At 34.9% G+C, this 23,667-nt stretch carries 24 protein-coding genes and 1 rRNA gene; 6 read left to right on the top strand and 19 right to left on the bottom strand.

From position 1 onward, the window contains the following. Positions 1-74, bottom strand: a 16S ribosomal RNA gene (locus GH741_RS20730); the annotation flags it as partial. A gap of 592 nt (positions 75-666) precedes the next feature. Between GH741_RS20730 and GH741_RS20725 the strand changes: the two genes are divergently transcribed. After that, positions 667-924, top strand: coding sequence for an atypical membrane-integrating protein (Mistic protein) (locus GH741_RS20725; RefSeq protein ID WP_153738665.1), 258 nt, complete (start codon positions 667-669; stop codon positions 922-924). A 276-nt stretch (positions 925-1,200) separates the two neighbouring features. Here the strand turns inward: GH741_RS20725 and GH741_RS20720 are convergent, their stop codons facing one another. From GH741_RS20720 to GH741_RS20685, 8 genes are all read right to left on the bottom strand, one after another. Beyond that, positions 1,201-1,935 (bottom strand): class I SAM-dependent methyltransferase, encoded by a 735-nt coding sequence (locus GH741_RS20720; protein ID WP_153738664.1) that lies wholly within the window; start codon positions 1,933-1,935, stop codon positions 1,201-1,203. Between the two features lie 98 nt (positions 1,936-2,033). Then, positions 2,034-3,191: an ABC transporter permease gene (locus GH741_RS20715; RefSeq protein ID WP_153738663.1), complete on the bottom strand. Its 1,158-nt coding sequence runs from the start codon at positions 3,189-3,191 to the stop codon at positions 2,034-2,036. A 10-nt stretch (positions 3,192-3,201) separates the two neighbouring features. Next, on the bottom strand, positions 3,202-4,416 hold the full coding sequence (locus GH741_RS20710; protein ID WP_153738662.1) for an ABC transporter permease: 1,215 nt from the start codon (positions 4,414-4,416) through the stop codon (positions 3,202-3,204). Positions 4,417-4,431: 15 nt separating this feature from the next. Beyond that, positions 4,432-5,367 carry an ABC transporter ATP-binding protein gene (locus GH741_RS20705; RefSeq protein ID WP_153738661.1) on the bottom strand — a complete coding sequence of 312 codons (936 nt, stop codon included), beginning with the start codon at positions 5,365-5,367 and terminating at the stop codon, positions 4,432-4,434. 164 nt (positions 5,368-5,531) lie between these two features. Next, positions 5,532-6,203, bottom strand: a complete 672-nt coding sequence (locus GH741_RS20700) for a response regulator (RefSeq protein ID WP_153738660.1) — start codon at positions 6,201-6,203, stop codon at positions 5,532-5,534. Continuing rightward, positions 6,181-7,407 (bottom strand): sensor histidine kinase, encoded by a 1,227-nt coding sequence (locus tag GH741_RS20695; RefSeq protein WP_153738659.1) that lies wholly within the window; start codon positions 7,405-7,407, stop codon positions 6,181-6,183. Before GH741_RS20695 ends, GH741_RS20700 begins: the two co-directional genes overlap by 23 nt. Before the next feature lie 169 nt (positions 7,408-7,576). Next, entirely contained in the window at positions 7,577-8,494 is a 918-nt protein-coding gene (locus tag GH741_RS20690; protein ID WP_153738658.1) for a ketopantoate reductase family protein, read from the bottom strand. A 164-nt stretch (positions 8,495-8,658) separates the two neighbouring features. Beyond that, positions 8,659-9,063 (bottom strand): LURP-one-related family protein, encoded by a 405-nt coding sequence (locus tag GH741_RS20685; protein ID WP_153738657.1) that lies wholly within the window; start codon positions 9,061-9,063, stop codon positions 8,659-8,661. Positions 9,064-9,205: 142 nt separating this feature from the next. On the opposite strand from GH741_RS20685, the gene GH741_RS20680 reads away from it, so the two are divergent. Further along, positions 9,206-9,589 (top strand): SLAP domain-containing protein, encoded by a 384-nt coding sequence (locus tag GH741_RS20680; protein ID WP_153738656.1) that lies wholly within the window; start codon positions 9,206-9,208, stop codon positions 9,587-9,589. A 64-nt stretch (positions 9,590-9,653) separates the two neighbouring features. Here the strand turns inward: GH741_RS20680 and GH741_RS20675 are convergent, their stop codons facing one another. The 6 genes from GH741_RS20675 to GH741_RS20650 all read right to left on the bottom strand — a co-directional run bounded on the left by GH741_RS20675 (position 9,654) and on the right by GH741_RS20650 (position 16,029). Then, the gene (locus GH741_RS20675; RefSeq protein ID WP_170287680.1) at positions 9,654-11,849 is read right to left on the bottom strand and encodes an ABC transporter permease; all 2,196 of its coding nucleotides are present in this window, start codon (positions 11,847-11,849) and stop codon (positions 9,654-9,656) included. A 29-nt stretch (positions 11,850-11,878) separates the two neighbouring features. Further along, complete coding sequence (locus GH741_RS20670; protein ID WP_153738654.1) at positions 11,879-12,577, bottom strand: ABC transporter ATP-binding protein; 699 nt, start codon at positions 12,575-12,577, stop codon at positions 11,879-11,881. Positions 12,578-12,580: 3 nt separating this feature from the next. Then, on the bottom strand, positions 12,581-13,207 hold the full coding sequence (locus GH741_RS20665) for a TetR/AcrR family transcriptional regulator (RefSeq protein WP_170287679.1): 627 nt from the start codon (positions 13,205-13,207) through the stop codon (positions 12,581-12,583). A gap of 214 nt (positions 13,208-13,421) precedes the next feature. Continuing rightward, the gene (locus GH741_RS20660) at positions 13,422-14,210 is read right to left on the bottom strand and encodes a TerC family protein (protein WP_338079592.1); all 789 of its coding nucleotides are present in this window, start codon (positions 14,208-14,210) and stop codon (positions 13,422-13,424) included. A 45-nt stretch (positions 14,211-14,255) separates the two neighbouring features. Then, positions 14,256-14,381 (bottom strand): FbpB family small basic protein, encoded by a 126-nt coding sequence (locus GH741_RS20655; RefSeq protein ID WP_153738652.1) that lies wholly within the window; start codon positions 14,379-14,381, stop codon positions 14,256-14,258. A 343-nt stretch (positions 14,382-14,724) separates the two neighbouring features. Next, on the bottom strand, positions 14,725-16,029 hold the full coding sequence (locus tag GH741_RS20650) for a hemolysin family protein (protein WP_153738651.1): 1,305 nt from the start codon (positions 16,027-16,029) through the stop codon (positions 14,725-14,727). A 220-nt stretch (positions 16,030-16,249) separates the two neighbouring features. Between GH741_RS20650 and GH741_RS20645 the strand changes: the two genes are divergently transcribed. From GH741_RS20645 to GH741_RS20635, 3 genes are all read left to right on the top strand, one after another. Continuing rightward, a complete protein-coding gene (locus GH741_RS20645; RefSeq protein WP_420809420.1) occupies positions 16,250-17,557 on the top strand; it encodes an MFS transporter in 1,308 nt (435 codons plus the stop codon). 266 nt (positions 17,558-17,823) lie between these two features. Then, complete coding sequence (locus tag GH741_RS20640; protein WP_153738649.1) at positions 17,824-18,663, top strand: hypothetical protein; 840 nt, start codon at positions 17,824-17,826, stop codon at positions 18,661-18,663. 237 nt (positions 18,664-18,900) lie between these two features. Beyond that, a complete protein-coding gene (locus GH741_RS20635) occupies positions 18,901-20,580 on the top strand; it encodes a hypothetical protein (RefSeq protein ID WP_153738648.1) in 1,680 nt (559 codons plus the stop codon). Between the two features lie 44 nt (positions 20,581-20,624). Here GH741_RS20635 and GH741_RS20630 read toward each other — a convergent pair whose 3' ends face one another. Continuing rightward, the gene (locus GH741_RS20630) at positions 20,625-21,680 is read right to left on the bottom strand and encodes a M42 family metallopeptidase (protein ID WP_153738647.1); all 1,056 of its coding nucleotides are present in this window, start codon (positions 21,678-21,680) and stop codon (positions 20,625-20,627) included. 200 nt (positions 21,681-21,880) lie between these two features. Between GH741_RS20630 and GH741_RS20625 the strand changes: the two genes are divergently transcribed. Beyond that, the gene (locus GH741_RS20625) at positions 21,881-22,390 is read left to right on the top strand and encodes a hypothetical protein (RefSeq protein WP_153738646.1); all 510 of its coding nucleotides are present in this window, start codon (positions 21,881-21,883) and stop codon (positions 22,388-22,390) included. A 79-nt stretch (positions 22,391-22,469) separates the two neighbouring features. On the opposite strand, the gene GH741_RS20620 is transcribed toward GH741_RS20625, so the two are convergent. From GH741_RS20620 to GH741_RS22010, 3 genes are read right to left on the bottom strand one after another with little or no spacing between them, the layout of a single operon-like run. Next, a complete protein-coding gene (locus GH741_RS20620; protein WP_338079591.1) occupies positions 22,470-22,784 on the bottom strand; it encodes a DUF3892 domain-containing protein in 315 nt (104 codons plus the stop codon). Between the two features lie 48 nt (positions 22,785-22,832). Further along, positions 22,833-23,069, bottom strand: coding sequence for a hypothetical protein (locus tag GH741_RS22015; protein ID WP_240795583.1), 237 nt, complete (start codon positions 23,067-23,069; stop codon positions 22,833-22,835). After that, positions 23,066-23,350 carry a GyrI-like domain-containing protein gene (locus tag GH741_RS22010; RefSeq protein WP_240795582.1) on the bottom strand — a complete coding sequence of 95 codons (285 nt, stop codon included), beginning with the start codon at positions 23,348-23,350 and terminating at the stop codon, positions 23,066-23,068. Before GH741_RS22010 ends, GH741_RS22015 begins: the two co-directional genes overlap by 4 nt. Between the last annotated feature and the right edge of the window lie 317 nt (positions 23,351-23,667).

The following is a 23,667-nucleotide window of genomic DNA, read 5'->3' as shown; positions in this document are numbered from 1 at the left end:
TTCCTGCGCTCGACTTGCATGTATTAGGCACGCCGCCAGCGTTCGTCCTGAGCCAAGATCAAACTCTCCATAAAGTTTATGAGCTTGATTGCTCGTTCAAAAAACTAGCTTAATTTCTTACTTCACATACTGGTTGTTTCGTTCAGTTTTCAAGGATCAATAGTTGCGGTCGTTTTTGCGACAGCTTATATATTATATCAAGTTAATTTGATAAAGTCAACAACTTTTTATATAATATTTTTCGTTTTTTACCTTGCCGCTTAATTAGGCGACTCAATAAATATAACACGTTTTATTATCAAAGTCAACAAGTTTACTATTTTAATTTTCAATGTGTTGATTTGATTTTGTCTTGCTTCTCAATTGCCCTGCGCTTCTCTCAAAGGCAGATTAATAATATAACATGATTCTTTCACCATTTCAATAGAATCATAGTAACCATTTTATCCCAAATGTTATAGGCGGTTAACAAGCAATGAATCACAGGATTGTTTCGCCTATAGAGACTATAATTAAATGTAATGATAATTTTTATATCTATATAATAAGGAAGTAACTTGTTAATTTGATCTTTATTCTTACATCATATTTAGATAAACATACTAAATTAATCCTTCACCGTTATAATCATTTTTTTAGGACATCCTAATTAATAGGTGATAAAACATGAAGGCCACTGAACTAGAAAGAAAAAGATTCGATAAAGCATTAGATGAAGTTATTGATCTTTTTAACAATATCGAAAATGATGATCCTATAATCCGATTTGGTGAAGACGTTATCGAAAACATAGAACGTGCAAAGAAAAAATTCGGTGAAACTATGGTCGATGAAAAAATAAATACGGTAGTAAAAGAAATGCTATCATGGCTTGAGCTAGAAGATGTTGATTTGGATAATGAAGAGGTAGAGGAAGAAGAGTGAAAAGTGATTATATAATCCAATCACTCTCAACTCTATTTAAACCTGTTACCTCTTTTCACTCAACGAGAAACTAAAAAGATGCATTTACAATAAATCATCTACACTTTATATCTCTCTATTTTTTAAAAAAATTTGTATTTAATGAGAAATTATCCTCAGTTAAAACACCATCTTAACTAAAGAACCTTTATTAACGATGCTATCTGGACAACAAATCATTTAACTAATGTTTTTATTCAGAGTTCCAAAAATTCATTTTTCATAATATAGTTTCACTTATATTCCACATTCAAACACTTGAAATGAACTGCCATGTCCGTATCCGTTTTTCACATCATGCACAACAATACGATTGAAACCATTAACCCGTAACAAATCTTGAAACTCCTCTACCTCATAAAGGCGAATTGGAAAGTCCATTAGTTCAGTTTTGGTCACCAAATCACCTTGAATCGATTGATATTTCAATTTTATATTTAACAAGCTTTCTTCATTGTATCGTACAGTTTTATATTCAATAATTGTTTCCTGATCAAATTTTTTCCTATTTGTTTCAGCCCATTCCTGATTCTCTACTGTTTCACTGTTATTAATCATTACTGTTAAGAGAAATTTTCCATCTTCTTTTAAAATAGTTCTCATATTTTCAAGACTTTCATGTACCAAGTGATTTGGCAAAAGCGAAAAAGAGCCAAACGGAATTATAATTAAATCATATTTTTCATCACGGCTAAACTCTTCTATTTTTTCAGTAAACACAACGGGGCTAAGGTTCAACTTTCTTCCTTTTTCCTTACAAACCCTGAGCATCTCTTCAGAGATATCAAAACCTTCGATATCAATCCCTCTCTTTAAAAAAGGAATAAGCATTCTACCGTTACCACACATGGGCTCTAGTACCCTCATGTTATCCTTAACAAATGAAAGATAAAAGTTTAGTTCTTTCCCCTCTGCAAGAGATTTATCACTTTCATACATCTTTGTGCAAAGTTCTCCATAATAAGCAATCATACATTATTCTCCTTAGTACTATTAATTGTTATTATTTATTCTGCATTCCTAATTAACAACCCTTCTATGAATTTTAGAAAGGTAATCCGCTAGACTATCTATTCAAAGCGTACTCTGGTCAATCCAACACCTAAGAACAATACTGTGAATGCTAGTAAAATGATAATTTGCCCCAAGATATCCACCACTGTACCTCCTCTCACAGCTAACTCTGTAAATCCTTCTAGCGCCCAATATTGTGGTACGAATTTTGCTACTTGCAGCATAAAATCTGGAACTATTTCAAGTGGCCAGAATACTCCACCCAGCATACAAGTCGATATAATCACAAGATTTCCGAATACTGCTTGCTGTTCTGTCGTTCTCACCAATCCAGCAATAAACAGTCCTATTCCAATAGTAGATAAAAGTATCGAGGATATCAGAACAATGTTGCCTAGTATATTACCCCAATAAACATCAAACAAGACTGTTGAAGCAAGCATTAATATACCAAATTGAACCCAGCCAATTAAGAAGAATGCTAAAAGATACCCTAATATTAGTTCTAATTTTGCTATAGGTGTAGACATTAATCGATACCAGACACCCGTTTGTTTAGCCTCTAAAATAACCCCTGTGCTAATCAGCGTAGCCATCATAACAAACATAATGGTAAATCCCGCTGACCGAGCGGACATATTGTTCATCGTAACTAACTCTTCACTTTTTGTTATAAGTGTTATCTCTATACCATTTGATGTCGCCACTAATTCACTTAGGATATCCTCGTGAATATTCTCTTTGTTGTCGCCAGTTATTGCACTATATGCCATGGAGGCAGTAGCTCCAATCTTTACCCTTTTAACACTGTTAGTAAGAATTTGGTTAACCATAATTGTACCATTGAAGGAAGGCGAATGTTTAAATAGGATGACGGGACTTTCTCCCTTTAGCATCTTTTCTTCAAATCCTCGATCGATTTGAACATATCCAGATATATTACTATCGTTGAATTCGGTATCAGCATGTTCAAAGCTTGCAATGCTTACACTCATGAAATTCTTATTTTTAACATCATCAATAAATGCTTGCGATAATCTAGATTCATCATTATCTACCACTATAATACTCGGTTTTACTTCTTCACCATTCGTTAATAGTCCTCCGAAAATTAAGGTGAACAATAGTGGCATTCCAAACATTAGGATATATGAATGTGGATTTTTAAATACTTTTTTTAATTCAAATACAGCAATTGCCAGTATTTTTTTCATCTTTCCACTCCTATCTAAGCTTCATTCTTAGCGACCCTAAAACTAAGGAAACAAATCCAGTTAATACTAATATGGTTATAGGTAAAATAAGTGAGTTCCAGGTTGTTCCGTTCATAATCTCTACCAAACTTTCCAACACCCATTTATTTGGAGTGAAATTGGCTAGTTGTTGTAATACTCCTGGAAATGCTGCAATTGGAATCATTGACCCTCCAAGTAAAGCAAAGATTTGAACACCAATCCCACCAACCGTATCTGCAGTTTTTTCTTCTGTTATTAAACCTGCAATGATCATCGCTAAACCAGAAACTGCTACCGAATAAGCCAAACCAATTACAACTGTTTGTAAAAGATTATTTCCCCAATCAACACCAAATAAAAAATGTGTAGATGTAATAAATACAATAAACTGAAGGAAAGATAAGTATAATGTTCCTAAAAACTTTCCTAGAATTATTGAATAGCGTCTAATTGGACCGTTCATCAACCTAGCCAAAGTTTCCGTAGTTCGTTCCTGGATAATAGACTTCGCCCCAATAGTTGCATTGAATAACACAAACATTGCACCCATCGCAGCTGAATAATACTGCATCCCGGAAATAGCAGGCTTCCCTTCCTCTTCCATTACTACTGATTGTCGATTAGTACCAGCAATTATTGCAAGTTGATTAGTAACATCCGTGCTAGCTTCTTCAACATCAAATTGTTGAGCGGATGTAGAAGCTGTCGTTGCAAGGTGGGTAGAAAACACTCTAGAAGAAATAGATACTGAGGTCACACTTTCAATAAAAGAAGTGGAAATAGATTCAATAATTGATGATTGAAGTTCCTGTCCAGGGTCAGCAAAAACTTTGAGATCCCTTATCTCACCAGTCAACAGACCATTCCCCCACCCCAAAGGAATTAACAACCCTACATCAACCTTCTGCTGCTTGACTTCCGCTTTTAGACTTTTTTCCGAATCAAAAGTTTTCAAGCTTATCGTATCTTTTAGCTCCTCTCCTTGTAATACTTCATCGAGAAACTGCCTTGTTAAGTTATCCTCTGAATACACAACGACACCAACAGTTGTATGAGGCATGAAGGCATTTCCACTGAACATACCACTTAATGCAGATCCAAGAATAGCAGTTAAGATGATTGGCATAACTAATAAACTAATAAAACCCTTTTTATCGCTAATACGAACTTTAAAGTCTTTAAACGATATTATGAAAAATTTCATCGTAACTCCACCTCCCTAATCTCTAAGTGATCGCCCTGTTAATTGTAAAAACAAAGATTCTAAATTCGGTTCTTGAACATTAACAGATAATATCCTTATCCCTTGATTTACTGCTGTTGTTACAATTTGACCCAAAGCCCCATGAGGATTTTGAACAAATATGTCTAGTACCATTCCATCTTCCTGCGGTAAAATTTTTTCTACACTCTCGAGAATATTAATTGCTTCAACTCCTTGTTCCGTGTGATTTTCAACAGTTAATTGAACTATTGATCCTCCTCCTAGTCGTTTACAGAGCTCTAGCTGAGTACCCAAAGCAATAATTTGACCGTGGTCCATAATTCCAACACGGTTACACAAATATTCAACCTCTTCCATGTAATGACTCGTATAAATGATTGTTATTCCTTTTTCGTTTAACTTTTTAACTGTTTCTAAAATATGATTCCTAGATTGCGGGTCAATCCCAACAGTTGGTTCATCCATAATTAGTACTTCGGGTTCATGCATTAAAGCAGCTCCAATATTTATTCTTCGTTTCATCCCACCGGAAAATGTTTCAATTTTTCCCTTTGCACGATCCTTTAAGCCAACAAATTCTAAAACCTCCGCTGCACGTTTAGACGCTTGTGATCCTGATAATCCATAAAGTTTTCCCCAAAAAAGAAGATTATCTCTTGCAGACATAGTTGGATATAGAGCTATTTCTTGCGGTACCACTCCAATTTTTTTCTTAATCGCCATCGGACTTTTTTTGACGGAGTTTCCACTGATTGTAATTTCACCCTGATCATAAGGAATAAGGCCACAAATCATTGAGATGGTAGTCGATTTCCCAGCACCATTAGGACCGAGCAAACCAAACGATTCACCCTTTTCAATAGTAAATGAGACATTGTCTACTATCTTCATTTTTCCATAACTCTTCTTAATATTTTTAACTTCTAGCAAGCTGCTCACTTCCTTTTCAAATTCTATTTGTCTATAGTGAATCAAATTTTCTGTTATATTGATTATAGTCCTGATTTGAGATTGACAAATCTGTCGTCTGATAGATTTTTCCATAAAAAAATACAGCTAGATTAGCTGTATTTCACAGGGCACTATGCCAAAAGTCATATATCAAAAGTGGTGATACCATACCTCACAGCAAAAATGGCTGCTTGTGTTCGATCCCTTACCTCTAGTTTACTAATCAAATGAGAGACATGGTTCTTAACTGTCCCCTCAGATATAAACAATTTTTCTGAAATCTCCTTATTATTTAAACCAAGACCAAGCTTGTTTAACACCTCTAACTCTCGGTTAGTCAATTCATTTATGATAGTTGGTGTATCAGCTGATGAGGAAAAATTATCATGTGATTTGTTGCGTTTCATTTCCTTGAAAATTTCAGCTGTTAACTCTTTCGGTAATACCATTCCACCTGAATAGACCGTCATAATCGCTTGGACAATTGAATCTGTTGGCATATCCTTTAGCAAATAGCCGCTTGCCCCTTCCTCAAGGGCTTCAAAGATAAGTTCGCTATCCTTAAATGTTGTAAGCATTAAGACCTTTATTTCAGGAAAGGCAGTAGATATAAGTCTTGTTCCTTGTACACCATTTGCTATAGGCATGCGTATGTCCATTAACACGATATCTGGTTGAAGTTCACTTACTTTTTCGTATGCTTCTTGACCATTTGATGCTACACCAACCACACAGATTTCTGGTTTTAGTTCTAGAATCGTGGCAAGCCCATCTCTCATTAGTTCTTGATCATCAACAACCATTATTTTTATCATCCACGTTACCCACTTTCCATCTAATCTCTTTCAGAGGAAAACTTGCTTTTACGATAAACCCTTGTTCCCTTCTACTTTCAAAAATAAGCGAGCCCCCATGTTCCTGTACTCTATCTCTCATATTAGTTAAACCAAAACCTGGACTAACATTTGATGATCCTGATCCATTGTCTTCAATAGTCGTATGGATCATTCTATTTGAAATTTCAACCAAGACATCACATTCTGTCGCCTGCCCATGTCTTACTGCATTGGTAATTGATTCTTGAATTACACGTGTTAAATTCAACTGAATTGAGGATGGAATCTTAGAGGGTTCGCCTATTAGATGGAAATTAGACTTCAATCCGGCCATCTTTTCAAATTCTTCAAGAAGCTTTCGTGTAGTTTTTAAAAAAGAACTAAATTGATCATCATCCTCTTGTAAGGTGTGAACTGACAATCGTATTTCCTGTAGCGCATTTCTCGCAAGTTCCTCACACACTTGAATTGTAGCTTTACTTTTTTCTGGTTGAATATCCTGGAGTTCTTTTGCTAATTGTAACTGTACAAGTAGAGCTGTCATTTTGTGACCAACCGTATCATGAATTTCCCTTGATATCCGATTGCGTTCCTGGATAAGTGTTAATTTTTCCACCTTATTAGAGTAAATGTGTAGCTGCTGATGGGCGTCCTTTAAATCAGTGTGAGTGTCTTTTAATTGATCATACTGATAGGCTATTTTTTCTTGTGCATTCAATAACCAATGGATTAAACTACCAACAATTGCAGAAAAAACAATATAAGCAAAGAAAACTAGATTACTCAGAATATCAATTTTCCCTGTTACCTGATAACTAAAAAACAAACTAATTGCCCATGTTATTAAAAAAGCGATGGCAAATCCCACTATTATATTCCGGTTATTAGTCATCAAAAAAAGCGTTACCGTGCTGACACCCACTAGAATTAGAAAGAGTGTTTCACCAGGAAACAGAAAACTAAAAGCTAACGTTAAAACTAAATCAATACCGATAAGTAATGGGAAGTGCTTTTCCCCAAAAGAAGTTATTAGCAGAAGAAAATGATTTATTGTAAAACTTAAAACCGCAACAATAATAAATGTCTTTTGAATAACGGAATCATCTGCAAAGGAAGTATAGTAGATATAACTAATAAAGATAAACATAATCAATCGAATAATGCTCAACAGATTTAGTCCCATGTAAACCACCTCAAAGAAAGGAAATTAGTGTTCTATTGATAGTATAATCCTCTAGTTATGAATAAGGTAGAATAATTGCAAAAAAATGGTAGTACATGCCAATTCTCTGGTTGTACTACTCATCTATTGGGTGTTATATCAAAATTAATTTCCCAGGAAATTAACTTTCTTAGAAGTGTTCCTCAATTGTTATAATCTTTTGATACAATTCTTGGTTTACAGGTGTGGAAAAACAATACTTTTCACCTAAAGCCAAAACTGTGCCAGAAAATAGTTCTACTTCACTGTGTCGTCGCGCTTCCAAATCTTGGCGCATCGAAGGTTTCCTGTCTGGATTTAGTGTGCTTAGTACTTGTAACCAATAATTTAAATCCTCTTCTGTTAAATGGACCGATTCAAATTCAGATAGAGCTATAACCTCTCTCATGGCAGAAATCATTGTATCTCTTGCCTGTCCTTGTTTTTGAACCTGACCATAATTGCTCTCATACACAGCAACGGTCTGATTGACACCAACATTAAGCATAAATTTGCCCCATTGTCTTTTCATCATATTGTTATCTAATTCATAAGGGAGTTTCACTTTATTGAAGAATTCTCCAAGCCTTGTAACCTTCGGCGAGATGTAATGTGGTTCTCGTTCGCCGACGCAAAGTATTCCCATATTGTTATATGTAAGTTTATTCCCTTCCTTAACGGCATCCATCCCCTGCGCAACACAATATAAGACTTTATCTCTACCGTATTCTTGAGCAATTAGACCTTCACTGGATATCCCATTTAGCGCAGATAAAATTATCGTATCTACTCCTACATGATTTCTTACCGCTTCAATAGCTTTACGTAATCCACTATATTTTACGGTGAAAATAATTAAATCAGCTGGTTCACATAACTGTTCAGGTGTCATGTACTCAAAATCACAGCGTTCATCATTACAATAGACTGATTCCCTTTGATATCGTTTTATCCGCTCCTCATCGGCAATAATCCTTATATTCTCTTTCGGCATTTGTTTAGCTAAATGATTTCCATAAAGTATTCCTAATGCGCCCAGTCCGATAATCGATACATTTTTTATCTCCATAACATTCGAACCCTTCCCTTCATTTACATTATAAAATTCAAATTGAAGAATGCCTTAATTTGCTCCACCTGAAGCCGCTGTGTTCTTATTTCTTTTTATGATCATATTCACACCCATGACGACTGCGATTAATTCGTCATTTGACAATTTTGCTGACTGATTACTTAACTCATATCCTGGGCTTCAAAAAAACTACTAATTCTTTTGAAATCAGCAATTATAGTATTTTGATTATCTAGTATTCTATACTCCCTAGAGAATGCTTCTGATTTTATTTCATATTCACCAGTATGTTGGGAAATATAGAAAAACCTTTTTGATAAAAATGAGAAACGTTGCTTAAGCATACCTATCTCATTTTTATCCCTATCCGTTACCTGCCAACGCCTTGATAGAAAAGGGAAGAAACCTTTTACCACAATATTTTGGTCAGAATCTAGTATATCCACACTAGATGAAAATGCATTTTTTAAGTCAAGAGAACCAATTTGTTCTTTTCTCTCATTGAATATATCTGTAATACCTGAAGAAAAAAAGTTATCAGAAAAATAAATGTTGGAATTCCCCATGAACCTCATCCTTTTTATTGTTAATATTAAAGGTACGATTTGAATCTCAATTTTGTTTCATAATTATATGACAAACAATTTTGATAGTTAAAGGCTTATCAACTACTATGTTAAACTAAGATGGAATGGAGAGATGCTTCCAATGCAAAAGCTTCAATTTGAAGAAAAGTGGGACAAAGCAATCGCTAAAAAAGACCGAAAAAGAATTGAACAAATTTTCTCGGAACTAGATCTAACTAACAATAGCGGGATTCAATTAACCAGATTGTCACAAGCGCAAAATTATAGAGGAGAATTACTAGTGATGGTTCTTATCCATAACACAAGTGATCAGATTTTGAACTTTGATGGTACAAAGTTGCACTATATCGAGAATAATGAAATATTGGCTAACCATACATTTACATTGCCATCGCTAGTAATTGAACCGAAAACGAGCATGCCCTGGACATTTATTTTTCCAGTTGAAACTATCCAACCTCATGTCTCATTAGAAAATGGTTATTTGGAATTAATCCGTTCTTAACAAAAGTTTTTTTATAAAAGAAGCCTTGGATAATCCAAGGCTTCTTCCTGTTTAAAGTTACACTTTATTCAGTGCTTCTATTAATCGCTTCATGCATAGAGATTTTCTTTAATTTTCGTTGATTTAATAAAATTGAAACAAAATATGCGATCAAAATAATAACTAAGCTAACTATTATATTAATCCATTCAACTTTGATTGGTATCGAAAAATTCATCTTTGCTGTTATTGAAGCTAAAAAAGCTGACATCGATGAAAGAGTTACTGGAATTCCGACTAAAAACCCTAGCAACACGAACCATAGATTGAAGTCAATGATTAACTTACGAATAGAATTATCCGGGTATCCTATTACTTTCATTAATGAAATCTTAAATGAATTTTCATCAATTAGGAGTGAAATTAAAATGTAGATGATGATGACTGCAATCACACTTGCACCTAAGGCTATACCACCCACCATGTATTTTAAAGGTTTAACTAATTGATTATAAGCCTTAATTACTGAATCTGTATTTGTTGTTGCAAGCAATAAGTTAGATTCAATATTCAGCTTTTGTTTAGAATAAATCTTTGTGTAGCTCTCTTCTGGATACCCGTTTAATTGATTGTATCTTTCCAACGGCATATAGATAGTATCGCCTAGGAAGGAGTTAGCTATATGATCTATTTTAATAGTAAAGGTTTTGTTATTTAATTGATTATGAATAGTTAAGGAATCACCTTGCTTAATGTCGATCTTATCTGCTAGTGCCTTGTTAACAATCACCGAATCAAAAGACAGAGAATTACCAGCTAAATCGGATAATTGAATCGCTGTGTTATCAGGTTTTAGACCAGTGATGACTACTGTCTGATTGTCTTTATTTTCTATTTCAAAAGATGCTGATGCAGCGATTTGACCGGATTCCGGTTCAGTGGTTCGTATTTGATTAAAAAGATATTCGTAGTTATATTGATTTACTTTTTGGTAATTATCATTCACCAAATAGTTGAAGGAATCATTTGTAACAAATCCAATTAAAATAAGTAATGTCGCGAACATTACACCTATCGTTAAAAAGGTAACACGGGGGATGCTTCGTAAAACTTCTCGTACTTTAAAACGAGTAGAAAAAGAGAACCGTTTACTATTAAATTTACGTTCCAAAATATTTACCTTTGTCTTCAATTCTCCACCCTTCATCAAGACCACTGGCGGAGTTCTTAATACTCTTTTAACTAAGAAATAAGTTAAAGGAACAAAGAAAATTATTGGTAACGATAAACTCGCTAACACATAAATAAAATAGGGTTTAATCGTCAGAACAGGTAAACTGTAAAACACAGAAAACATATCAAGTAATGGTTGCATCAAAAACCAACCCAGGATTGTTCCAACTGTACTACCAAGAGCTGCTATAATAATAGAGTAACTAACATAATGGCAAATTATTTCCGCTTTTTTATACCCTATCGCATACAACGTTCCAATCTGTACATATTCTTTTTTTAATAGGCGCCATAAAAAAATCATCACAATAACAATGGTTATTGCAAGCAATCCAATTGGTAAAGTTTCTCCTGCTTGTTTGATTCCCTGAATATCTCCCCGAATAAAAGTAATTCGGTTGTTATCATGTTTATTGGTCCATTGTATGATTTCATTTGATTGGTTAATATAAGATTTTAAAGCTAGTTGGTTTTGTTTGTTCAGCATAATACTATAATACAATTGAGCGCCTGACCAATCCTCGAATGCCGATTCGTTTACTACTGCTGCACCAAAGTTCTCTGGTTGTGTAATAAAACCTGATACTGATTTTAACGGATAAACATAATCCGGTATTGCCATCTTACCAACAATCGTAAAGCTTTTTCCTTCAAGTGTAATTGAATCACCAATACTCATATTATGCTCTTTAGCGAAACTAGGACTAATTAATAGTTCATTTTTCTTTTCAAGCCTTGCCCCCTCAATCAGCGCATATTGATTAATTGACTCTGTAGCATCCAGCAACCTTATGGTGGTGTTGTCATCCAATGAAACATCCTTTGAATAACGCTCTTCTATTTTTACATCAAATTTATCCTCTAGTGATTGAATATCTTGAATTGGCTTTGATACAGTCAATTGTGCATCTTCAACATTATTCTCTTGAAAAAACTGATCCAGATTATCAATTAAATTAGCTCCTGTTGTAGTAAAAGAATAGAAAATCATTGAACTGATAATGACAAGAAGAAGAGCTGATCCATACTGACCCTTTTTCTCTAACATTGTTCGAAATAGTTTTTTCCACAAAGTCATTACCATTCGATCCTTTCAGGTTCGTAGACCGTATCATTTACACTGACTGAATCAATTCTTCCATCCTTTAATTTGATTACTCTATCTGCCATCTGACTAATCGCTTGATTATGTGTAATTATCAATATTGTAGTGTTGTAGTTTCTATTTACCTGTTTGATTAATGTTAGTATTTCCTTAGAGGTGTTGGAATCCAACGAACCAGTTGGTTCATCACAAAGTAACAACTTCGGTTTTCTAACGATAGCTCTTGCAATAGACACCCTTTGTTGTTGTCCACCACTTAGTTCACGCGGAAAGCGGTCAGCCATCCCTTCCAACCCAACTGCCTTAATCATTTCGTCAATTTTTAATGGAGCTTCACTTATATTGGCTGCTAATTCAATATTTTCATAGACCGTAAGATTCGGTATTAGGTTATGCATTTGAAAAACAAAACCAACCATTTCCCGTCGGAACGTTACCAATTGTTTATTTTTTAATGAAGAAACGTTCCAATCATTAATGGCAATACTCCCACTTTCTACTTGATCAATCCCACCTATTGCATTTAACAATGTTGATTTTCCTGATCCAGAAGGACCAAGAATTACACAAATCTCCCCTATCTCAATTTCCAAATTAATATCATTTAAAGCGTGGAATTCAGTACCTCCACTTTGGTAGATTTTGTTCACTTTTTGGATTGATAATCCCATTCATTATTCCTCCATTTCCTCTTTTAACTTCCCAACAAATAAAAATGTAATTTGCTGTTTAATCAGAGTTAACAATTGGTGATAAGTCATTTGATCATCATAAATAAATATCATGAATTGCATCATTAAAATATTATAAATCGCACGGGTACCTTGTGTAGAATCAAATTGTGTTTTAAAGCTATCTTCATGCTTTTCGATTGTACCTTTTACAATGGTCATCATTTCGTCATCGAGTCCAAACAGGCCTTGTCGAATGCCTTCACTCTCCTCGGCGTCTTCTGTCATTACATGTATAATTTCCCGCCAAAAGCTTTTTGGAAAGTCCTCTAAGAAGCTCATAAAGATTTCAGTGATGCGAGTGATCTGTTGAACTAGATTTCCATCATCTAGTTCAATTTCTGTTCCTTTATCATTTTGCAAACGAACAAACTCATCTTCAAATACGGCTAATAACAGTTTTCCTTTAGAGGGATAGTAATTATAGATTGTTCCTGTTCCAACTTTTGCGTTCTTTGCAATTTCTGCCATTGTTGATTGCTGATAGCCTTTTTCAAAGAAACTTTTCGTCGCTTCCTTAACAATAGAAATTTGGTTTTGTTGTTTTTTTTCAGCACGTAAACCGACCATATATTTACAACCCCCGAATGTGAATTCATTCATTTATGAATACGTTCACTTTTATTTTAACTTATTCTAGCTAAATTTTAAAGTTAGAACGTAACATATTTTAACTTCTAAAAAAAAAAAAAAGACCAATGATGTAGTTGAACATCACCAGTCTATTTTAATAGTAAAAGAAACGATTCCCATTATATTTTTTTTTTATAAGCAGCCCTGATCACTAATTTGATGTAGTATCAAGAGCTATCTCACCTTTGCCATTTCCTTTGCCTCTTGTGAAAAACCATCCCGATGCAGCAATACCAATCAGAACAGTATAAAAGAATAGTTTCCACTCAGCAGAATGAGCAAATTCATAAGATATTACCCCAATATCCTTGTGGCTTAATGTTAAGACTGCGAGCTTAACTCCTACCCATCCTACGATAACAAATGCTGCTATTTCCAGTCCCGGCCTAGAGTGAAGTAATTTCACAAAGTAATTAGCGGCGAATCGCATGATGATTAAACCGATTAATCCACCAGCAAATATAACGAGAAACTTTCCACCATCCATCCCACCTATAGCAGGAAGATTTGTATTTGGTAAAGTCATTGCTAGAGCCACTGCAGCTAAAATTGAATCAACAGCAAATGCAATATCTGCTAGTTCCACTTTGAAAACCGTTCCCCAAAATCCTGATTTCTTTTTTTCCTTCTTGCTATGGTTTTCTAGTTTTTTAAAGTAAATCTTCCTGAAGATATGATTGAGAGCGATAAATAATAGGTACAATGCTCCTATTGCCTGTACTTGCCATACATCGACAAGAAAAGAAATAACAAATAACGATCCTAGTCGGAAAACAAAGGCACCTGCTAGACCATAAAAGAGAGCCTTTTTCCTTTGCTCATCAGGAAGATGTTTCACCATAATTGCCAACACTAGAGCATTATCTGCTGCCAACAAACCTTCCAGAGCAATTAATAATAATAATACCCAACCATATTCAAATAAAATTGAAAGTTCCACTTTATGTCCCCTTTTTATGTTCTGTTTTTACTTTCCCAAAATAAACTATTTCTTTGCTGCGTGTTTCTCGTCGATTCTTTCTTCTATTTTGGCTACCTGTTGTTTATCTCTTAACAATTCATCTTTGTTTCTTTGCACCAATTCTGAGAATGATAGTCTTCCCTTTTTCATCGTTACACTCCCTTACATGTTTAATTACATTGAAAGCCTCAATAGCTGGATAATGTTTTTTCCACGAAAAAAACCCTTACCGAGACCGGTAAAGGTTTTTTAAACAGAAAAAGACCTTTACCAATAGGCAAAGGTCTTGCTAACAACGATCGTTGCCAACAAAGCCGAGAGATAAACATCTCCGTAATGACGACTTTGCTGTAAAAGCTACTCCCCTTTGAGGAGAACTATTCAATTAGTAAATTTAATATAATCTATTTCTAGTTATATTGTCAACATATTTTTTATAAAGCTTTCGATGGTTTAATTTAAATGTATATATAAATGGCATTACTATTCCTCATTATTCTAGTGTCACATTCACTTCTTCAATCCGCTTCTCAGTTATCCCTATTACCTCGAATGTGACATTTTTATACTGAATAATTGGTTGTTCCGTTTTTTTGGGGATATAGCCGAGTTGCCCAACAAGAAAACCATTCAAAGTATCATAGTCATTGCTAGGTAAATCCACACCTAGTTTTTCTTCTATCTGATAGAGGTGAGCAGTGCCGGAAATCCTATAGTTTTTTGGACTTAATTCAGTTATTCCGTCGCCATCTTGCTCTGAATAATCATGCTCACTAGATATTTCACCAACTATCTCCTCAATAACATCTTCTATTGTTATCAGTCCATCTGTACCGCCATACTCATCAAGGACAATGGCAATATGTGCATTATTTTTTTTCATATCCTGAAAAATTGCGTCTATCCTCTGCGTTTCTAAGACGAAATATGGTCCTCGAAGCATTTCCCTTAAATTAAAACTCTCATGTTCAGTTGTTTCCACAAATTGAATTAAATCTTTTGCAAATAAAACCCCAACTATTCTATCGATATCACCCTCATATACCGGGAAGCGAGTATAGCGTTTGATGTTGACTAGCTGGGCAGTCTCTTGCAAAGTAGAATCAACAGATAAAGCTGTCATGTCGGTTCGATGAGTCATAATATCGGAAACAGTCTTATCATTAAATTCAAAGATTTTATTTATCATTAATTTTTCACTATCATTGATTGTTCCCCGCTCACCACCAACATCGACCATCATTCTTATTTCTTCCTCTGTCGCTTCTTCGTTTTCAGCATTAGGATCAACCCCAAATAAACGTACAATGGCATTCGTTGACATATTTAAGATCCAAACAAATGGCAAGCTGATTTTAAACAAAAAAGTAAGGGGAATGACCGCAAAATTAGCTATTGCTTCGTATTTTTGCAAAGCTAGCTGTTTTGGAACAAGCTCCCCTATAACTAAAGTAAAATACGACAAAATGATAGTTACGGCAACAACAGATATAGTCTCTAGCATACCTAAAGAAAGTGGGATGCCTAAATTGTATAAAGTTAGTGCAAGCGGTTCTGCAAAGCTTCCAGCAGCAAATGCACTTGCTAAAAACCCTGCCAATGTAATACCAATTTGAATCGTTGCCAGAAATCTACCTGGAGATGACAAAAGATGAAGTAGCATCTTTGACTTTTTATCACCATGACTTGCCATTTTCTCCACTTTATTGTCATTTAAAGAAACTAAAGCAATTTCGGATGCAGCAAAAAAAGCATTTAAGATAACTAGTACTATTAAAATAATTATTGCAGTTAACAAGAATTATCACCTCGAGATATTTATAAAAAATTCACTAATACTTTACTATTATACTGTTAGGATCCTAATTAAACCAAGTTTTTCCGTATAGATATCACCTGAAGGTAATCACCACACATCCAACTTAAGACTGATATAAATTACTATTCTAGATGGTTAGGTTTTGCATTAATTAAATTTATAATTTAGTTAACTTCAATATCGAGGAGAGCTAAATATGATAAATGTATTTAAAAACAAAAACTTCACCTTTTTATTCCTAGGAAGATTAGTATCTAATGCAGGAGATAGCCTGTATGCTGTAGCAGCTATGTGGCTTGTTTATGAACTGGGTGGATCAGCTTTTTATACTGGTCTTGCTGGTTTTTTAACGTTACTTCCACAATCGCTTCAATTTTTAGTTGGACCACTTGTCGATCGTTGGTCGCTAAAATGGACATTAGTTATTTCCCAAGTTATCGAGTTTTTACTTATTATTATCATTCCAATTTGTCATTTTTTAAACCTATTAAACGTAACGCTAATTCTTATTGTTATGCCGCTTGCTACACTTGTGAATCAAGTTGCCTATCCCGCTCAATCAGCTGCGTTACCTAAATTATTATCAAAAGATGAACTTGTTAAAGGAAACTCCGCCTTCTCTTTTGCCTATCAAGGTGTTGACCTAACATTTAATGCCCTTGCTGGTATTCTTGTGGCAGCTGTAGGAGCTATCTCCTTGTACATTATTGATTCGATTACATTTATTATTGCAGCTATATTATTCTTATCCATCAATATTCCAGAGCCTAAGAGAGAGAAAGAAAAAGCTGAAACAAAAAAATTTAAACAAATTATGAAGAAGTATGTCGACGAAATAAAAGAAGGTGTTTCTTTCATTCGTGGTAGTTTATTAGAAAAAATTATTCTTGGTAGTGTTGTAGCAAACTTTGCTATTGGTATGACGATCGCCGTCTTACCAGTACTTGGAGATTTTCTGGGTGGTTCTCATATATATGGCTATTATTTGGCAGCATTATCTGGAGGGTCACTGCTAGGTGCATTAATTGCTTCATGGGCCGAAAAGTTTCCATTAGGAATGTTTTCAATTGTATCCTTTGGAATCGGATCCACCTTATGGGCATTATCATCAATCGTACCATGGACAACTGCTAGTATTGTTCTTTTCGGTATGGCTTGGATTCCCATCGGTATGACCAATGTAATGTTTGCAGCTTTATTGCAGTCCACTATACCAAGTCACTTAATGGGACGAGTGTTTTCCGTGTTAATGAGCATTAACACCGTTGCAATGCCAATCGGGTCATTAATCGGGGGAACTTTAACCGAATTTCTAGGAAGTCAAATTGTTTTCGGATGCACAGCAATCGGAATAGCAGTTGTGCCACTGTACTGGTATTTCTTTAACAATGACCTCCGTGACTTACCGGTCATTAAAAATATCGATGCAGAATATATGGGGTTAGGTCGAACAGAACAGTTAATTGTTGAAACTGGAAGCTCCAGTGAACTGCAAGACAATATATAGAGATTCACAATCATAATTTTTTAATCCCTAACTATTAGGTTAGAGATAGATTTAGTAAATAATCTCAGTATTTTTTTATTTTACCACCCTTCACGATTTGGTTTTGTTGATCTTTAAAGCCACCGCGACCCTTAGCATAAAAGATATTCCAACCATGTCAGAGGGACATTAATTCATGCCTAGTTGTCAAATTTATCTGTAAAAACATAATTTCATGTTTCTTTACAAATAATAAGTACATAATCGATTTTCAGGTGGGATTTATTGTGAAGAAAAGAAAACGCATAAATAGAAACTCCATTCCTTTTCTTCTTTTAGCAATTATACATCTAGGAATGCTCGCATTCCTAGTTGTTCAGAAAAGGGACAAAACAACATGGTTGCTTCTCTTATCTAATGTGGGATTGGCTTATTTCTTTGAGTACATTGTGCTAAATTTATTTAATGCCTATACATACAAACCATCTATCATTAAAAAACGTTACTTGGATAATATTTTTGGAGCTATCCTATCCCAAGGGATTTTCGTTCCCATTACCACCACTTTCTTGACAATTTTCCAAAAGGGTTGGAGATGGAGGTTAGGTTTTATTTTTTATTTTATGTTTATTGAAAAACTTTTTATAAGGTTAAATATATATAAGGTTAACTGGTGGAAATCGATTTATACCGTCATCTTAATGCCCATCTATTTTTTTATTAGTAATAAATTTTATAAGACATTATTACTAAAAAAAGATTGGTCACTTAAAATAGCCCATTTTTTATCTATTGAGGTAATAGGAATAAATTTATTATATATTTCTGCATTGAAACGGGAAATTCGTTTTGGTCGTGGGCATCATCACACTTGGAGAGAACACTTTATCATAGGACCTTTATATAGTGTGTTTCTAAACATTATTTTAGTAATGAATACTACTAAGTCTGGTCTTTTACATAGAATGTATACTCTTATCACTTTCATAGGGATTGATCAAATCTTGGTGAAATTTGGGATCTTAAAGATGAACTTCAAACAGTCTTTACGAACAATACCTATACACGTGTTTATGATATTAGTTTCTCGTACTCTATACCACTGGATTTACGACACCAAAAGCTAACTTTGATATACAGTTGATCCTATAACAAAACATTATCTTCAAGCTAAGACATTGAAAAAAATCTATAATCTGAAGTATCCAACTTTTTTTAAACAACCTCTCTTTAAAAAATATAAAAAAGAGGGGTGAATTTGTTTTGGGTTCTCTAATCCACAAAAAAGTTTCCTGAAACTTTGAATGTAAGTAAACCGTATTACCATTAGACAGGTAAATTCAGCTACTAAAGGAGACATTCATATGGGAAACATACTTTTATTTTCATTAATTGTTGGATTAGGCTCAGCACTTGTAATTATTCCAATTTCAAATAAAAGAAAAACAAAGAAAAAGGAAAAGAATCTTATCTCATGGCCTTTTGTCTTAATGGTAATTCTTATCATTCCGGTGGTGTTTGGATTCTATTACTTTACCAATCTAGATCGTAATATCTCATCGATATGGCCACTTTTTATACTAGTCACGGCAACAGGTGCCTTCCTTGCATCTGGAAAAGAAAGATTGGTAAAGGGGATCTTATTAGTAGGAAGTCTTATCATTGGAGTTTATTTTCTAACAGCATTTATTTTTAATGCCGATGAAAAATATGATTATGCACAAATGGATGAAAAAATAGAAATTGAAGCTTTTGATGAAACGAAAACACCCGCAAGTGTTCCGCCTCAATTCGCTCGTAATAAAATGAGAAAGGCATTCGGGCAAGTTCCAAACACTAGTTATTATGAACTTGGAAATCTTCAAATCCAAAAGGTAGCAGGGGAATATGTTTATATTGCACCAGTGGAGTTTTCGGGATTCTTCAAATGGTGGAACGGAGATCAAACTCCTGGCTATTTCACTTTGAGTGCAACCAATTCTTCAGCTAATCCTGTTTTTATCCAAGAAGAAATGGTTTATACACCATCTTCTTATTTTAATAAAAACATTGTTCGTCATATTCGTAATCAATATCCAAACCAAATCTTTTATGGTGATGTCCAATTAGAAGTGGATGATAATGGAAAACCATTTTATGTTCGCACCTATGGTGAATTTATTTCAGCACGAAATGGATTCGCTGTAAAAGGTGTTGTTGTTGTTGACCCACAAAACGGTAACACTAAATCGTATAATGTCGACGATACTCCTGAATTTATTGATGGAGCTGTATCACCTGAAGCTGTTAGTAAACAAAACAGTTACTACGGAAACTACATCCACGGATTTTGGAACAGTGTTTTTGCTAAATCCGATGTGAAGTTACCCTCCGATGAAGGTACAGAAGCTAATGTCAGTCCAATTTTTGATGAGAATGGTGACATGTACTATTTTACTGATTTCACTAGTCCAAAAGAAGGCGTTGACTCCATGCTAGGATACTCCCTTACGCACGCACGAAGTGGAGAAGCGATATTCTATACTGGAAATCTTGAGAATTCATACATGGATTCACGAGGTGCACTAGATATTATTGAGAAGAAATTTATTGAAAAAGAGTGGAGAGGTGAAATGCCTGTTTTATATAACTTTTACGGAGAAGCTAGCTGGTTAACTCCTGTAATGGACTCTAACGGCTTTCTACAAAATTACTTTATCGTGTCGGCTGCAAACCCAGAAATCTCCACTTTTGCTGATACCCCGAATCAGGCATTAAAGACATATAAAACAGCATTACAACGTGGTGGTTCTAGTGTCGATGGAAGTTCGAATGCCGAACAGAAACAAGTAAGTGGTACAGTGTTGCGTGTTTATAAAGAAAAAATGGAAAACTATACAATTGTATCGTTCCTGTTGAATAATAAACAGAACTATATTGTTTCTTCAGAAAACAACCCATTAGCAATCTATCTACAAGAAGGTGATCGAGCTACGGTCGATTATTTGGATACTGGTGAAGGCTTCCTACCTGTTAAGGATATTGAAATTGAAGGGTTAGAATAAAAATAGACGAGAGACATCACTTTGGTGCCTCTCGTCTTTTTCATTTAATAGCTAACTAAATTTGATTGAACATAATTGTAGAGCAATCTCTCTGTTTGCTCCAATGATGATTCATGTGTTCGCTCGAATGCATGTGAAGAATCGATCCCAGGTCCTATCAAACCATGGATAATATCATTTCCTGCCCGAATAGCTGCAGATGCATCAGAACCATAGTACGGATAAATATCCAACTGATAACCAATGTTGTTTGTTTTAGCTAAATCCACTAAATGCTTTCGCAATTCATAGTGATATGGACCACTAGAATCCTTCGCACAAATGGATACTGTGTATTCATCAGTTGTTTGTCCATCGCCCATCGCTCCCATATCAACAGCTAGGTACTCAACCGTCTCAGGAGTAATATTCGAATTACCACCGTAGCCTATTTCCTCATTATTGGAGATTAAGAAATGGGTCGTGTACGGTAGTGTGATGTTTTCTTGTCTGATTCTTTTTATCAGTTGTAAAAGAATCGCAACACTTGCTTTATCGTCTAAATGACGAGACTTAATAAATCCGTTTTCTGTAAGTTGGACTCGTGGATCAAACGACACAAAATCTCCAACTTCGATTCCAAGTGCACGAATGTCCTCGGGATTATTTACCTTCGCATCGATTCGGACTTCGATATTTTCTTGGTTACGCTCGGCTTTACCTGCATCCTTGTATACATGTACAGAGGTTTGGTGCATCAGGATTGTTCCAGTGAAAATGTTTCCACTTGTGGTTTGAATTTCGCAATATTCTCCCTCAATCGAGTTGTACTTAAAGCCACCTATTAAATCAAGTCGTAATCGACCGTTTGACTTTACCTCTTTCACGATGGCACCAAGTGTATCCACATGAGCAGTCAACATTCGATGCTCTTGTGGATTCGCTCCAGGTAAGGTTGCTATTAATCCACCCTTACGATTTCGTTTAGTTTCAACATTTAGATTGGTCAAATATTCTTCAACAAATTCAATCACTTTTTTTGTGTTACCTGATGGACTTGGTATTGAAACTAGATCTTTAATAAGTTCTTTAGTCTCTTTTACATTTGGATATGTACTCAAATTGTTGCTCCTTTCGAAATCAATGTTAGCTATATTTTATCTTTAATATTCAAGTCGAACAACAAATTAGCAAGAGCTAAGGAGATACAATAGAACGTAGTTTGAAATCAATTTGATTCCAGAATGAACTTGAAAGATCTTTATATTTTATAAAAGGGATAGCGGACTTTTTGTCGAATTGGTAGTTGGAGGTGATCTATGTGGATGATAGACAAAACGACATTTCCTCTGTTTTTACTGTCATAGGGATTATATCAATTACATTAGGACTGTTTCTCGGGATATACTACATCGCAAATCAATCCTATAATAGTTTAGGAGCTTTACAGGGTGTTATTGGATGGACGATATTTATTACTGGAGTTCTATGGGGAATTGTTTTTTTTGGATTTTCAAAGGTTATAAAACTACTGCAAGGAATCTATAACCGCATGGAAGAAAATCAACATTATGCATCTGAATTCTCCATAACTACCAACGCACGGGTTTTCTCAGATTCAGAGGAAAGTAACAAAAATAATGTTCCGGACCATGCACGATCTGAAATTGTAGAATTCTTTAAAGAGCAGGAAATTCAACAGATTAGCGGAACTAAGCTAGATGATTTTTACATAGTGAAAGTTAATGACCATAGATTCATCATTGAACTAGGTGGGTTTACCCCTAAAAAAGTCACTCAGAAAAGAGCTAAAGGTTTAGGAATAATTTAGAAAACATCTAACGAAGAACAGATAATAGTGTTAGCCTGTCCGTAATCTTAAAGGACAGGCTTTGTGTTTTTTCATACTTCTAAAAGGTATCTAAATTGTCTAAATTATTTTCTTTTATACCATCGGGTTCACTACGGATAATATCTCTACCATACCTATGAAATACATCCACATCAGCTAGCTTTCCAGCCTTTGCTTCATCAAGAGCCGTTAGATAATCTAATTCCCGACCACTATTTGTCTTGAACGCAATAATATCACCGTCCTCATTTTTCCGGACAGCAACAATCTGCTCTGATCCCGAACTCACCACTTCACTTGCTTCTAATCGAGCCTGGACAGCTCCTTGATTTTTGTATTCGTCATAGGCTTGTTGAAAGTCTTTTTTATCCACACACTCACCTCCAAAATATAGGTTTAGTATGGTCAGCTGACTTAGGGTTTATGTACTTTCACTCATTTTGCTGGTGCCTTTTCTTTCTATCGGAATTAAGATATCAAAATGTGGGTCAGTAGGGTCTTGATTTACCGGATACCTTTCATGTTTGATTGGCAACTTATCATAATATTTCACGCCAGGCTCCAGATACGGTTTAAAATCATCATTTTCAATAAACCAGTTAGATACATTTGTATAAGTTTGTTCGACATTCACCCCTTTCTCATGATGTGTCTTCAAATAAGACATTTCCGGGATATGGATGGACAATCATTCCATCCGGGATTTGTTGCCTCACTGACCTCATAGACGGAGTAATGGACAAATCCATCCCTTCTAAGATGATATGATACCCCTAACTGTACCTTTGGTTCAACAGTATATATGAGTTCCTCCACTCTCCCTCTCATCGTAGAAATCATCTTTTTTAACTCGCCTATCTCCTTATAAGATCCACTCCACTCTGATCCAACAGCTTGATAGGCAGGAATATTTACAATTTCAGATTTAAAATGACCCATTTACATTCTCCTATTCTCTCATTTGGGATTAGCAAAACTATTATGGCACCTTAGGATATACCGATATTATTTTTTTGAATACATCCGACGAATGATTAATTCCCAATTTGTCAAACACCGTAGCATAATGGATAAACCATTCAGTGAACCTCTCCACCTAAATCATAGATTTTGATGGAGCATCCCTTGTCTTAAATACAGTACAAACTAAGCGATTAAGCCACCTTCGGTGCCTCAAGAGCCTGAATAAGACTAATGAATGAAGACAAGGTTTGAGATGTTCTTTTTGCCAATACAGGGACTTTTGCCTGCAAGGA

The sequence above is a fragment of the Aquibacillus halophilus genome (genome assembly GCF_009649745.1).
GTDB lineage: Bacteria > Bacillota > Bacilli > Bacillales > Amphibacillaceae > Aquibacillus > Aquibacillus halophilus.
The sequence above is the reverse complement of the archived record's forward strand: the minus strand, read 5'-3'. Positions and strand labels throughout refer to the sequence as shown.

Bases quoted from the DNA above. Each gene is read 5' to 3' on its own strand.
- GH741_RS20725 (WP_153738665.1), top strand. From the start codon at position 667: ATGAAGGCCACTGAACTAGAAAGAAAAAGATTCGATAAAGCATTAGAT.
- GH741_RS20720 (WP_153738664.1), bottom strand. From the start codon at position 1,935: ATGATTGCTTATTATGGAGAACTTTGCACAAAGATGTATGAAAGTGAT.
- GH741_RS20715 (WP_153738663.1), bottom strand. From the start codon at position 3,191: ATGAAAAAAATACTGGCAATTGCTGTATTTGAATTAAAAAAAGTATTT.
- GH741_RS20710 (WP_153738662.1), bottom strand. From the start codon at position 4,416: ATGAAATTTTTCATAATATCGTTTAAAGACTTTAAAGTTCGTATTAGC.
- GH741_RS20700 (WP_153738660.1), bottom strand. From the start codon at position 6,203: ATGATAAAAATAATGGTTGTTGATGATCAAGAACTAATGAGAGATGGG.
- GH741_RS20695 (WP_153738659.1), bottom strand. From the start codon at position 7,407: ATGGGACTAAATCTGTTGAGCATTATTCGATTGATTATGTTTATCTTT.
- GH741_RS20690 (WP_153738658.1), bottom strand. From the start codon at position 8,494: ATGGAGATAAAAAATGTATCGATTATCGGACTGGGCGCATTAGGAATA.
- GH741_RS20685 (WP_153738657.1), bottom strand. From the start codon at position 9,063: ATGGGGAATTCCAACATTTATTTTTCTGATAACTTTTTTTCTTCAGGT.
- GH741_RS20680 (WP_153738656.1), top strand. From the start codon at position 9,206: ATGCAAAAGCTTCAATTTGAAGAAAAGTGGGACAAAGCAATCGCTAAA.
- GH741_RS20675 (WP_170287680.1), bottom strand. From the start codon at position 11,849: ATGTTAGAGAAAAAGGGTCAGTATGGATCAGCTCTTCTTCTTGTCATT.
- GH741_RS20670 (WP_153738654.1), bottom strand. From the start codon at position 12,577: ATGGGATTATCAATCCAAAAAGTGAACAAAATCTACCAAAGTGGAGGT.
- GH741_RS20665 (WP_170287679.1), bottom strand. From the start codon at position 13,207: ATGGTCGGTTTACGTGCTGAAAAAAAACAACAAAACCAAATTTCTATT.
- GH741_RS20655 (WP_153738652.1), bottom strand. From the start codon at position 14,381: ATGAAAAAGGGAAGACTATCATTCTCAGAATTGGTGCAAAGAAACAAA.
- GH741_RS20635 (WP_153738648.1), top strand. From the start codon at position 18,901: ATGGGAAACATACTTTTATTTTCATTAATTGTTGGATTAGGCTCAGCA.
- GH741_RS22010 (WP_240795582.1), bottom strand. From the start codon at position 23,350: ATGGGTCATTTTAAATCTGAAATTGTAAATATTCCTGCCTATCAAGCT.